The organism is Pseudomonas sp. SED1 (assembly GCF_034044025.1).
Lineage (GTDB): Bacteria > Pseudomonadota > Gammaproteobacteria > Pseudomonadales > Pseudomonadaceae > Aquipseudomonas.
In genome coordinates, this window is sequence record NZ_JAXCIS010000051.1 from 94,341 (window position 1) to 105,848 (window position 11,508).

At 57.8% G+C, this 11,508-nt stretch carries 11 protein-coding genes; 7 read left to right on the top strand and 4 right to left on the bottom strand.

The features are described from left to right. Positions 1 to 5: 5 nt before the first annotated feature. Positions 6 to 641 (bottom strand): LysE family translocator, encoded by a 636-nt coding sequence (locus tag SNL23_RS07385; protein ID WP_318301926.1) that lies wholly within the window; start codon positions 639 to 641, stop codon positions 6 to 8. Between the two features lie 157 nt (positions 642 to 798). On the opposite strand from SNL23_RS07385, the gene SNL23_RS07390 reads away from it, so the two are divergent. Next, positions 799 to 1,167: a PH domain-containing protein gene (locus SNL23_RS07390; RefSeq protein ID WP_003210321.1), complete on the top strand. Its 369-nt coding sequence runs from the start codon at positions 799 to 801 to the stop codon at positions 1,165 to 1,167. 105 nt (positions 1,168 to 1,272) lie between these two features. Here SNL23_RS07390 and SNL23_RS07395 read toward each other — a convergent pair whose 3' ends face one another. Next, positions 1,273 to 3,027, bottom strand: a complete 1,755-nt coding sequence (locus SNL23_RS07395) for a hypothetical protein (protein WP_318301927.1) — start codon at positions 3,025 to 3,027, stop codon at positions 1,273 to 1,275. Positions 3,028 to 3,282: 255 nt separating this feature from the next. Here SNL23_RS07395 and SNL23_RS07400 point away from each other — a divergent pair, with 255 nt between their 5' ends. The 3 genes from SNL23_RS07400 to SNL23_RS07410 are packed head-to-tail and all read left to right on the top strand — an operon-like array spanning position 3,283 to position 5,304. After that, positions 3,283 to 4,419: a colicin E3/pyocin S6 family cytotoxin gene (locus tag SNL23_RS07400; protein ID WP_076017557.1), complete on the top strand. Its 1,137-nt coding sequence runs from the start codon at positions 3,283 to 3,285 to the stop codon at positions 4,417 to 4,419. Then, entirely contained in the window at positions 4,416 to 4,640 is a 225-nt protein-coding gene (locus SNL23_RS07405) for a hypothetical protein (RefSeq protein ID WP_076017558.1), read from the top strand. The genes SNL23_RS07400 and SNL23_RS07405 overlap by 4 nt, the downstream gene beginning before the upstream one ends. A 40-nt stretch (positions 4,641 to 4,680) precedes the next feature. Then, positions 4,681 to 5,304: a DUF3916 domain-containing protein gene (locus tag SNL23_RS07410; protein ID WP_076017559.1), complete on the top strand. Its 624-nt coding sequence runs from the start codon at positions 4,681 to 4,683 to the stop codon at positions 5,302 to 5,304. Between the two features lie 38 nt (positions 5,305 to 5,342). On the opposite strand, the gene SNL23_RS07415 is transcribed toward SNL23_RS07410, so the two are convergent. Further along, entirely contained in the window at positions 5,343 to 6,716 is a 1,374-nt protein-coding gene (locus SNL23_RS07415) for a sensor histidine kinase (RefSeq protein ID WP_076017560.1), read from the bottom strand. Next, positions 6,713 to 7,375, bottom strand: coding sequence for a response regulator (locus tag SNL23_RS07420; protein ID WP_076017561.1), 663 nt, complete (start codon positions 7,373 to 7,375; stop codon positions 6,713 to 6,715). Before SNL23_RS07420 ends, SNL23_RS07415 begins: the two co-directional genes overlap by 4 nt. Positions 7,376 to 7,555: 180 nt before the next feature. On the opposite strand from SNL23_RS07420, the gene SNL23_RS07425 reads away from it, so the two are divergent. Genes SNL23_RS07425 through SNL23_RS07435 form a run of 3 tightly spaced genes read left to right on the top strand, consistent with a single transcriptional unit; the run spans position 7,556 to position 11,441 of the window. Beyond that, the gene (locus SNL23_RS07425; RefSeq protein ID WP_076017734.1) at positions 7,556 to 8,824 is read left to right on the top strand and encodes a sialidase family protein; all 1,269 of its coding nucleotides are present in this window, start codon (positions 7,556 to 7,558) and stop codon (positions 8,822 to 8,824) included. Continuing rightward, on the top strand, positions 8,824 to 9,423 hold the full coding sequence (locus tag SNL23_RS07430; RefSeq protein ID WP_076017562.1) for a hypothetical protein: 600 nt from the start codon (positions 8,824 to 8,826) through the stop codon (positions 9,421 to 9,423). The genes SNL23_RS07425 and SNL23_RS07430 overlap by 1 nt, the downstream gene beginning before the upstream one ends. Next, the gene (locus SNL23_RS07435) at positions 9,423 to 11,441 is read left to right on the top strand and encodes an LTA synthase family protein (RefSeq protein WP_318301928.1); all 2,019 of its coding nucleotides are present in this window, start codon (positions 9,423 to 9,425) and stop codon (positions 11,439 to 11,441) included. The genes SNL23_RS07430 and SNL23_RS07435 overlap by 1 nt, the downstream gene beginning before the upstream one ends. The last annotated feature ends 67 nt before the right edge of the window (positions 11,442 to 11,508 follow it).

Below are 11,508 nucleotides of genomic sequence, written 5' to 3' on the forward strand. Positions count from 1 at the left end.
GCAAGTCAGCGTCGCCCTTCGACTGCCATGCGCACGGCCAGGCCCATCAGAACCGAGCCCATCAACCAGCGCTGCACGGTTTGCCAGACGGGTTTGCGGATGAAAAGTCCTGCAATCGAGCCTGCCATAACGGCAATCAGCGCGTTGACGCTCACGCTGATCATAATCTGCGTAAAGCCCAGTACCAGGGATTGCGAGAGCACACTGGCGTGGCCGTCAGGGTCGATAAACTGAGGCAGCAACGACAAGTACATCACCGCGACTTTGGGATTCAGCAGGTTGGTGACAAAGCCCATCATGAACAGCTTGCGCGGGCTGTCTTTGGGCAGGTCGCGAATCTGGAACGGCGAACGGCCGCCTGGTTTGACTGCCTGCCAGGCCAGGTACACCAGATACAACGCCCCGCCGAGTCGCAGCGCGTCGTAGGCATAGGGAACCGCCATCACCAACGCCGTGATGCCCAATGCCGCGCAGAACATATAAACGACAAACCCCAATGCAACGCCGCCCAGGGAAATCAGCCCGGCCATTCGGCCCTGGCAGATCGACCGCGAAATGAGGTAAATCATGTTCGGGCCGGGCGTCAGTACCATGCCGAGCGAAATCAGGCCGTAGGCGAGCAGACTGGACATCTCGGGCATGGTGTAACTCCTTGGCGACGTAAAACTTTGTAATGGCCTGCGGGTTGTTGGCGCCATGGTAGGGCGATAAAAGGAAGGCCGTTAGATACAGATCCGCGAGCAAAACGTCATACACCGGCGCGTACGTTTACCGCACCGCTCACCCAAGGAAAGGCAAATGATCGACTTCAACAACAAAGGCTTCTTCAAACTCAAACAAAACAACGAATACGCCGAACGCGTTTCGTCCCTGCTGCTGGATGATGAGCAGGTCATCGATTCCTACAAGGCCATGCGCGATGGGGTGGTGTTCACCACCAAGCGCATCATCGCGGTGAACGTGCAAGGGATTACCGGCAGCAAGAAGGATTTCACCTCCCTGCCGTACAAAAACATCGTCGCGTATTCAGTGGAAACGTCCGGGACGTTTGATCTGGATTCGGAGCTGGAGATTTACTTTTCGGCGGTGGGGAAAGTGAAGTTTGAGTTCACGGGGAAGACGTCGATTGTTGAGATATCGAGGGTGATTTCAAGGCATGTGCTCTGAGCTAATACCCTGCTCAGGACTACCTGAAAAAACCATTGAAGGAGCCAGCCTTGCCCGTGATTGGACGTAAACAATCACGCCTGCTCAGGGGCAAACCACTGGACCTCATAACAGTTTGCAGATCACGTCCAGCTCATCGAAAACAAAGCGCGTATTAGCCCTGCAATAGACATCATAGTGCTCGGTCATCTGCCTTCCGCTCTGCGACTCGTTGAAGTAAGCGTCTACCATCTCCTGAGGCCGGTGCATCCGTGGCTTGCTCAACACTCGCTCTTCGGTAATGTGTTGATCTTTTCGAACCTGCACCCGCCCATCACGGAGAATATTCCGAAGCAGGTTCCACTCATAAAAGAAAATACCATCCAGCTCATAAAAGTTCAGGAAGGGGATATTGTGCAACAACACGAAGTGACTATTACCCGCATGAGCACCGGCCAAGCCATGCTGGCTCAGTTTCTGGCGAATACTTTCGTCGGAAAGAGTGTCCCTGAGCACGGCCAACTGTCTGACGAATCCGGTACGAAAATTAGCATTTAGAAATAGCTGGCACTGCTCCGAAAGATAGGTTGGAATTTCCGACAATTGATATTTAACCTGAATAAAGTAATAAATATCATCCTCCACGTCCCGAACTATCAAATCAATATCATACCCCTTGATTTTCGCATTATTGCCCGGCTTGAACTCCCCAAACACTTCCAGGCGCGGGTCATTAAGTTTTTTAATGTAATTTAAAACGTAGTCTTTTTCGAAGCCGGCTCCGAGCAATTGGCCAAAGTCCGCCTCTTTTCCGTTGACGGTTGCCGTACCCAGCAAATACCTGACGAACTTTCTCAACCCATACTTAAAGTTTAGCGCTCCCCGCACATACATGCCGCCCTTGTATTCTATGAAACTGCTGGCGGAGTCCAACGTTGGTGCGCGTCCGGCCAAGGCACTGTTGATCATATCCACCGTGGCAGGACTGACAATAGTCCTCAGGTAAGCTTCGTCGGTTGTACGTTCGCCCGACATCACACGCAGCTCCAGGTGAACGGCAAAATCGACTATTTCTCGCAAGTAATGATACTTGGGATGCCGGGTCATGGCGGCGGACAAGTACTCCGAATGTATAGACAGGCACTTATCGATAGTCTGATCCACCAAAAGCCCACGCAAAGCCGGAGTCAAACGGCCATGTTTCTGCAACAGCTCCGCCATGTCATACAGTGTGCGTGTGTCACTGATTTTAGAATTAGCCTCAGTAACCTCCGCCAGCCAATATCCCTTGATCCGTCGCTGTAGTTTAGCAGTAGGTACAATATGGAGAGTACGGCCAACCAACCTGGCTGTCAGAAGTCCATGCCCCATAAGAAAATAGATTTCACTCAGGTAATAACACAACCACAAGTTAGCATTCTTCAGGATGGATAAGTTATGTACGGCTCGCAGCTGCAGGTTTTCGGCAATCCTGTTGCACGTATATTCAAGCGCCGCCCATGTGTAGGCCTTACTAAAATCAGCGTACGTATCACTTCCCGGCGCTGATGACGCACCATGACCTGCAGACGCCACCTCAATTCTGAAATAGCTGCCCAGTTGATCTGTGAACCGGTGCACCGTATTAGGGTTGAGCGGTGTGTTGTCTTCGAAGAGATACTGCGGCAGCGATTGTCGAGCCTGTTCCAGGTTTGCCTTAAGTTTTTCCCAGAGTATTGCCTGAACCTGTTCGGGACAAATCAGCCGACGCAGTGCGGGTATTTTGTAAATCATTCGACTGCGCCAGGTGAGGCGTTTGCCAGCTGGCGGGAGGGCAGTCGTGTTCGCCATAGGGTTATGCAAAAAGGCGAGTAGTTGCGGGTCTACATCTTCATAAATCATCAACTGGCGTCCTGTCCAATTTCCACTGAGGGCAGGCACTCGCCTTATCCCTATCGTTTATGGCGCACGACCGTAGCATATCGACACACCGGTTTTTCGACGCCTGCACACGAACTGGAAGCTTCCTACACCTGATTAGGAGGTGAGCACCCGTTCAGAAAGTGAGTTTTCCCACGCACACCATCGAACAACGGGAATTTCAGGTTCGCCTCCGCTCTCATAGGCTCGCTTCCTTGCACAGGGAAGTGAGCCGTCATGACAGAGCGCGCGTATCCAATTACTGAAGAAGAGCAGCTGAAGCGGCGAATCCTGACTCCGCAGCCGATGCGAGTGCCGTATTCACCGTTTATTGATTTGTATGAAGCGCCTCCCCCGCCATCGCCTGAACCCGCTAGGATTCCAGGCCATGTATTCGCCAAGTCGTGCCAGTTGCCCGACGGGATCATCAGCTACAACAACCCCACCGGTTATGTGCCGCTTGAGCTGATCAAGGACTACGGCCACTTCACGCTGTTAGGCGGACGGGAGGTCGACAGCCACGGCGGCGTGTCCCTCAGGAAGATCAGTGGCAGTGCCCTGCCCGCTGGGCTTGGCCAGCTTGTATTGCGCACAGCCGTGTTGGAATCCGCGGCTGCGGCGGTAGGTGCCGCCGCTGGGGGTTTGCTTGCAGGGCTGGTGGCGCTGGCCTGGCCGTCGGAGCTTGGCGACAGTGCGCTCTATAGCGAAGAACAACTTCGTCACCTGCAAAAAGCCCGCTCGCGGATGCGTTTGCATATCGAGCAACGCGGCGATGGGACGCTGAAGGGGTATGGGTTTTACACCGATAAAAATACCGACTGGCAGATGATCGATGTGGTGCAGTTTCAGAGTCGTGACAGTCAGTTCGTTGCGGATCTTGGCGAGGGTGTGGAGCTGATTTGGACGCCGGCCATTAATCCTGGCGACACCCTTGGCATACCGGCATTGGAGGCTGCACCGCAAGCACCAGTGATGTGGATTTATCCGCCGACTGAGGCGGCCAAACAGATTTTGGTGAACCCGATTTATCCGCCGGAGTATCGGGATTTTATTCTGGTGTTTCCGGTGGAGTCGGGGGTTCGGCCGCTGTATGTGGTTGTTAGCGTTCGGCCGGGTGATCATATGTACCACCCAAAACCAAAATTCCTGCCCGCTTTTCCTAATACTGTTCGTGCTAAAGCCAAGACGCCAATAAAGGGTGGCGGAGGACTTAGGCCTCGATGGAAAGAGGCCAATAGCTACATTTATGAATGGGACTTCGAACGAGGAAAGGTCGAAAAATATAACCACCGAGGGAAACACTTGGGCGAATTCGACCCGATAACAGGCGAACAAACCAAAGACGCAGACGACACGCGAAGGATAGAGCCATGAGGCACTTGATATATGTGGTACCCACTGGAAGCGACGAAATCTCGGCTGAAATCCCCCTCAATGTGAAAGCTGAAGATTTGCGACCCATCATAGGCTGGCAAACAGAGAGTGACGGCCTCTACGACTATCTGCTTACAGCGAAACAGATCAAAGACATTGAAGACCTCACTTCACAGGTTTTTCCAAAAAAAGCGTCGCTCTACCTCGCCTGTGACGAGTGAAACCAATCTCAACATTAGAAATAACAGAAGGTCATAGCTCATGCGTCGTCTTGCACTGTCAGACAAAAAACTCCGCAACATCCCCAGGCGCCTGCGCGCAATCAGCCGATGGGCAGACAATTTCGAAGGCTGGTTTTTAGAACACTTCCCGGTGAGGCGAGGGTTTGAAAACTTCAAAATTCCCGTCATAGAAACCCTGGTCGAAGGCAAGCAAACCACCCCGGCGATCCAGGCACACTGCGCCCAACAATTGATCAACGCCGCCGCTCACTTGATTCAAGCCCGGCCCGATGACACACCTGAATGCTGGGTCGTGGCAGCCATTCTGGTGCCCGACATGTTCTCAAGCGAAGTCTGCGTCTACATCGACAAAAACCGCTACCTCGGCTCCACCCTGCCCTTCGACTACGACTACTTCCGCCAAACCCGAATAACGGGCAGAAGCCTTGCAAGCGAGTGGGGATTGATCATCCCCCCAGGCCTACAAGAGGTGGGCTTTCACTTCACCCACGAAGATGAGGACGGAGAACAGTTTGAGTCAGAGCATTGGTATTTCGGCGAGGTCAGTTCATCGGATGAAGATCCAGGCGGCGATCGCTGGAAGTACAAGACGTTCAAAGCATTCCAGACAGAGCATCCGCATTTATTCAGCACGACAACATAGTCTTGCCTTAACAGCTGTGCTGCTAACGACGGCCTTTTTCAAACCGCCCTGTCGCTAAAACTCAACCGCGCACACAACCCACCCACCTCCCGGTTATACAACTCCAACCGCCCCCCAATCTTCCCCACGATCATCTGCACAATCGCCAGCCCCAACCCCGCTCCATTCGCATTCCCGCGACTATAAAACCGCTCGAACAACCGCCCAATCTCCCCTTCATCAATCCCAGGCCCCGCATCCTCCACACACAGCTGCACCCCTCCCGAATCCGTCCCCCGCACCAACACCCGCACCTCGCTCCCCGCCGGCGAGAAATTCAGCGCATTGGTCACCAGGTTCTGCAAAGCAATCGCCAACGCTACCGGATCCGTTTCAATCCAGCATTCCTCATCCCCTTCCAACACCAGTTCAACGCCCTTCTCCATCGCCAGGGGCGTCAGTTCCGCAAGTTCTTCGCGTACCAACTCCGTCAGAGGCACACGAACGCGAACGGTGTTGTTCAACTGCGGCTCGATCCGCGCCATGGTCAGCAACTGACTGCCGACCCGAGTCGCGCGGTCCACGCCACTCACCAGGAAATCCAGCGCTTCCTGACGCTGTTCCAATGTCCCGGCGCTCTGGGCGTTTTGTGCATGGATGCGCAATATCGCCAACGGCGTGCGCAGCTCGTGGGCCGCATCCGCAATAAACCGTCGCTCGCGCTCCAGCAACTCATCCACCTGCACCAGCAGGCGGTTCAGCGCGGTTTGCATTGGTTCCAGGTCCGCCGGCAACGGTTCAAGTTGCAGCGGGCGCAATGTCTCGCTATCCCGCCCGCGTATTGCCTGGGCCATGGCGCGAAGGGGCTTGAGGCCCCAGCCGATGGTCAGCCAGATCAACACCGCCAGCAGCGGGACGCCAATCAGGATCGGCCAGAGGGTGTGGCGAATGATGCGCTGGATCACGTCCTGGCGAATGTCGTCGCGCTCGCCCACCCAGATCAGCAGGCCTTGTTGCATGTCGGCAAGCATGAACGCGCACCAGTCGTTGCCGTTCTCCATCAGGTCGTGAGCCCCGAGGGTGGTGGGCGGTGTGTTGAGGATCGGCGCGTCGGTGGAGCGCACCAGCAGTTGGCCATCGGTGCGCCATACCTGGAAGGTCAGGCGAGTTTCATAAGGGTGCGCAGCGCCGTCTTCGCCGACGCGGCTCATGGCCTGGTCGAAAGCCTGGTAGAGGCGGTCCAAGTCGGCATCGCCGGGGTCGCGCTGGCGCAATACGCCTTGCAATAAACGGGCACTTTGGGCGAGTTGGGCGTCGTAGACTTCTTCGATTTCGTGGTGGCTGTCCCGCAGGACGAGCCAGCTGATCAGGCCATCGCCCAACAGGATCAACACCAGTACCGGGATGAGGATGCGCGCGCGGACCGAGTTCATGCCTTGAGTTCCACCACGTAGCCAACGCCGCGCACGGTGCGGATCAGTTCGGTGGAGAGTTTTTTGCGCAGGTTGTGGATAAGGACTTCGAGGGTGTTGCTTTCGACGCGGTCCTGCCAGCCATAAAGCGCGCGGGACAGCCGTTCGCGGGTGACGACTTTGCCGGGGCGCACCATCAGTTGATGCAGCAGTTGGTATTCCATCGGCGTGACCACAATGTCCTGGCCCTGATAGCTGACCTGCTGGGTCGCCGGGTCCAGGCTGACGCCCGCATGCTCCAGCAACGGCTGCGCGCGGCCCTGGCTGCGGCGCAACAGGGCGCGGACGCGTGCCTTGAACTCTTCGACGTCGAAGGGTTTGACCAGGTAGTCGTCGGCGCCGGCATCCAGGCCGGCGATACGTTCGGTGGTGTCGTCGCGGGCGGTGAGGATCATCACCGGCAGGTCATATTGCTCGGCGCGCAGGGTTTGCAGCAGTGTGAGGCCGTCAAGGCGCGGCAGGCCGAGGTCGAGCAATAGCAGATCGAAGCTTTCGCTGCGCAACGCGTGCAGGGCACTGACGCCGTCTTGCAGCCAGTCCAGGGTGTAGCCTTCGGCGCTAAGGGCCACGCGGATACCTTGGGCGAGGGCACGATCATCTTCTACCAGCAGCAGGCGCATGAGAGATTCTCTGTAGAAACCGGCCGCATCATGCAGGGTTCTGCCGACGTCTATTCCCGGAAAGATGTTACGGGTCGTTGCCAACTAAGCTTTCGCTAAGGTTGGTTTTGCACAGTGAAACCTCCTATGCCTGTTGAGAGTGTTTCTGTGCGCAACAAGCCTTTTTCCGACACGTTTTCGATACGCGCGCCTTTAACGATCTGCAGTCTGCTACTGGTGTTTCTAGCTGCCTGGACCAGTCACCCGCCCCACGTGCTGGCGCCGTTTGCCCAAGCTGGCAAGGACACGTCCCCCGCGGCGGCCGCCCCACAATACAGCAGCCGCTTCGTCTCCTCGCAGCTCAATGACTTTGTGCACTCCTCCTCGGTCACTGCCCTGCCCGGCGGCGACCTGATGGCCGTGTGGTTTGCCGGTTCCCGCGAAGGTGCCGCCGATGTGCAGGTACGCACCGCGCGCTTTGACGCGAAAAGCGCCGAATGGGGCCCGGAGCAAGTACTCGCCACCCGCGAAAGCACCCGCGACGGCACCCACCGCTACATCCGTAAGTTGGGCAACCCGGTGATCGCCCTGGCACCGGACAATCGCCTGTGGATGTTCTACGTCTCGGTATCGGTGGGCGGCTGGGCCACCAGCGCGATCAATGTGATGGTCTCGGACGACCTCGGCACAAACTGGTCGGCACCTCGCCAACTGATCACCTCGCCTTTCTTCAACATCAGCACCCTGGTGCGCGCCGCACCGGTGTTCCATGCCGACGGCTCCATCGGCCTGCCGGTGTACCACGAGTTCATGGGCAAATTCGCCGAGTACCTGTACTTGAGCGCCGACGGTGCGGTGATCGATAAATTCCGTATCAGCCGTGGGAAAAACTCGCTGCAACCGACCATCGTCCCGCAGGACGGCCAGCGCGCCATCGCCATGTTGCGTTACGCCGGCGAAACCCATCACCGCGTGCTCGCCAGCCGCACCGAAGACGCCGGGCAAACCTGGAGCGAGCCTTATCCGCTGGAGCCCTCCAATCCCAACTCCTCGCTGGCGGCAGTCAGCACCGAAGGCGACGGTTTGCTGGTGGCCCTCAACGACCTGCAGGACGGCCGCTTCAAGCTCAGCCTGTACGGCACCGATGCCAATCTCAACCATTGGCGCACGGTGGTGGAACTGGACCAATCCCCCGACCCATTGGGGCAGCCGTTCTCCCCCGCGGCCTACAAAGAAATCATCGGCGAAGGCTTCCGCGAATCCAGCGGTGCCCGGCGCCTGCCGCTGGAGCAACGCTTCCTCAGCAGCCTGGATTACCGGGTGTGCAAACCCCGTGGCTGCGATTTCGAATACGAGTACCCGTACTTCAGCCGCAGCCCGGACGGCATGTACCACCTGGTGTACTCGTGGAATAACACCTTTATCAAACATGTCAGCTTCAACGAAGCCTGGCTGTCGGAGCGCCTGTGATGTTTTCTATATGGCAAGCGCATTTGAGTTTTGTGTTGTTGGGTTTTGTACTGCTCAGCCTGTTGCGCGTGACCGCGCCCTGGCGGCCGTGGTTGCTGCCGGTGTTGGTGGTGGTAAGTTTTATCCCGGTCAACGAACTGCCGCTGGCGGCGTATGTGCGCAGCTTCACCGACGACCTGGCCATCAGCACCCTGGTGTTGTTGGCGTGGGTCAGCCTGTGCCGTTTGGGCGTGGTGCAGCCGCTCCAGCGCCCGCAGAAGGTCCAGTTGTTGCTGCTGTTTGGCGCACTCAGCCTGGCGCTGTACCCCGCGACGATGGGCCTGACCTACTTCGATCCGTACCGCTGGGGTTTCAATCCCCGGCCGATGATTGTGCTGATCGGCATGGCAGCGCTGTTGATGCTCTGGCTGCGTAATACCTTGGCCGTGTGGATGCTCGCGGCGGGCACTTTGGCTTTTGCGCTGCGGCTCAAGGCCTCGGAAAACTACTGGGACTATCTGATCGACCCACTGCTGACGGGCTACTGCCTGGTGGCCGGGTTGTGGATGCTGGCGCTGGCTGCCTGGCGCCCTCTTTTAAAACTGCACAGAGGTCAATGATGGGATGGTTGTACTCGCGCCGCCTGCGCTACGGCGTGGGCGCGATCGGTTTGGTATTTGCGTTGCTGGCCGCACTGCGGCTGGTGTTTGTACTGGCGTTTTCCGGAGTCGATCTCCGGGAAGATGCACTGCTGGAAACCCTCGGCATCGGCCTGCGTTTCGACCTGCGCCTGGCGGTGCTGATCCTGTTACCGCTGGCACTGCTTGCCTGGCTACCGCGCTGGAACCTGCTGACTGTGCCGGCATTGCGCTGGCTGGCACGGGGTTATCTGCTGCTGGCATTGGGCATCGTCGGGCTGGTGTACATCATCGACTTCGGCCACTACGCCTACCTCGGTGTGCGCATCAACGCCACGGTGCTGCGTTATCTGGAAGACGCGCAGATTTCCCAGCAGATGGTGTGGGAAACCTACCCGGTGCTGTGGATAACCTTGAGTTGGCTTACCGCAGTCGGCCTGTGGACCTATGCACTGGTTCGCCTTGAACGCATCACCCTGGATGACGAACGCAAACCCATCGGCAAGCTGACCATTGCATCCGTGGCCACCCTCGGCGTGATTGCGATCTTGCTGGCCCTGCTCGGCCGCGTCGCCAACCTCAATCTCGAAAACCCGGTGCCCCTGCGCTGGAGCGACGCGTTCTTTTCCGGCAATAACCAGATCGCCGCCGTGGGCCTCAACCCGGTGCTGTTTTTGTACGACACCCTCAAGGTTGGCCAGTCGCAATTCGATGAGGCGCGGGTGCGCGAGCATTATCCGCAAGTTGCCGATTACCTGGGTGTCAGCCAACCCGATCCCGAGCAATTGAGCTTCGCCCGCGAACAAGCCGTGCAGCCTTATCGGCTCAAGGCTGAGCGCCCGCCGAACGTGATTTTCGTGATGCTCGAATCCCTCGGCACCAGCGCTGTGGGCGCCTACGGCAACCCGCTGAACCCCACGCCGAACCTCGATAAGCTGGCGAAGGACAGCTGGTTCTTCAAACACTTCTACGTGCCCGTCACCGGCACCGCCAAAACCGTATGGGCAAGCATCACCGGCGTGCCCGACGTCACGCGCCAGGAGACCGCGACCCGCAACCCGTTGATCACCCGGCAACACACCTTGATCAATGCGTTCGAGGAGTATCAGAAGCTCTACATGATCGGCGGCAATGCCGGTTGGGCGAACATCAACGCGCTGATCCGCCAGAGCATCGACGGCGTGAAGCTCTATGACGAAAGCCACTGGCGCTCGCCACGGGTGGATGTGTGGGGCGTTTCCGACCTGGACCTGTTCAAGGAAGGCGACGAACTGCTGCGCGCCATCCCCAAGGACCAACCGTTCTTCGCCTACCTGCAAACCTCCGGCAACCACCGCCCGTTCACCATCCCCAAGAACAACGACGGCTTCGTGGTGCATGACCTGACCGTGGAACAAGTCCAGGCCGCGGGCAGTCGCAGCGTCGAGCAATACAACGCCGTACGCCTGCTGGACTTCAACATTGGCCGCCTGATGGAAATCGCCAAGGCCGGCGGTTACTACGACAACACCATCTTCGTGTTCTTTGGCGACCACAACACCCGCATCAGCCAGATCCCGCACATGGCACCGGCGTTCGAGCAGCTTGGCCTGGAAAGCAACAACGTGCCGATGATGATCCACGCGCCCGGGCTACAACCCCGAGTGATCGAAGAAGCCGTCGGCCTGGCAGACCTGCTGCCGACCGTCGCCGGCATGGCGGGCATTCCGTTTCGCAATGGCGCAATGGGCCGGGATATCCAGCAGCCTGCGCCGGAGGGCGAGCGCGTGGTGCCGTTGGTATTACGCGAAGGCACCTTCCCGCTGATCGGTGGCGTGACCAAGGACTTCCTGCTGCAAATGGAACACGACGGCAGCTCGCCCACCCTGCATGACCTGGCGTCGCAAACACCAAGGGAAGATGTGGCCCAGGAATACCCGGAAGAGTTCCAGCGTTTGCAGGGACTGACGCGCGGGCTGCATGAGAGTGCGCGGTTGATGTTGTTCCGCAACGTGCGCTGAAGGCACTTGGCGGCTGGGCCTTACTATCGGCCCAGCCAATCCATCCCCCCAATCTATCGATTTGAGG

Bases quoted from the DNA above. Each gene is read 5' to 3' on its own strand.
- SNL23_RS07385 (WP_318301926.1), bottom strand. From the start codon at position 641: ATGCCCGAGATGTCCAGTCTGCTCGCCTACGGCCTGATTTCGCTCGGC.
- SNL23_RS07390 (WP_003210321.1), top strand. From the start codon at position 799: ATGATCGACTTCAACAACAAAGGCTTCTTCAAACTCAAACAAAACAAC.
- SNL23_RS07395 (WP_318301927.1), bottom strand. From the start codon at position 3,027: ATGATTTATGAAGATGTAGACCCGCAACTACTCGCCTTTTTGCATAAC.
- SNL23_RS07400 (WP_076017557.1), top strand. From the start codon at position 3,283: ATGACAGAGCGCGCGTATCCAATTACTGAAGAAGAGCAGCTGAAGCGG.
- SNL23_RS07405 (WP_076017558.1), top strand. From the start codon at position 4,416: ATGAGGCACTTGATATATGTGGTACCCACTGGAAGCGACGAAATCTCG.
- SNL23_RS07410 (WP_076017559.1), top strand. From the start codon at position 4,681: ATGCGTCGTCTTGCACTGTCAGACAAAAAACTCCGCAACATCCCCAGG.
- SNL23_RS07415 (WP_076017560.1), bottom strand. From the start codon at position 6,716: ATGAACTCGGTCCGCGCGCGCATCCTCATCCCGGTACTGGTGTTGATC.
- SNL23_RS07420 (WP_076017561.1), bottom strand. From the start codon at position 7,375: ATGCGCCTGCTGCTGGTAGAAGATGATCGTGCCCTCGCCCAAGGTATC.
- SNL23_RS07430 (WP_076017562.1), top strand. From the start codon at position 8,824: ATGTTTTCTATATGGCAAGCGCATTTGAGTTTTGTGTTGTTGGGTTTT.
- SNL23_RS07435 (WP_318301928.1), top strand. From the start codon at position 9,423: ATGGGATGGTTGTACTCGCGCCGCCTGCGCTACGGCGTGGGCGCGATC.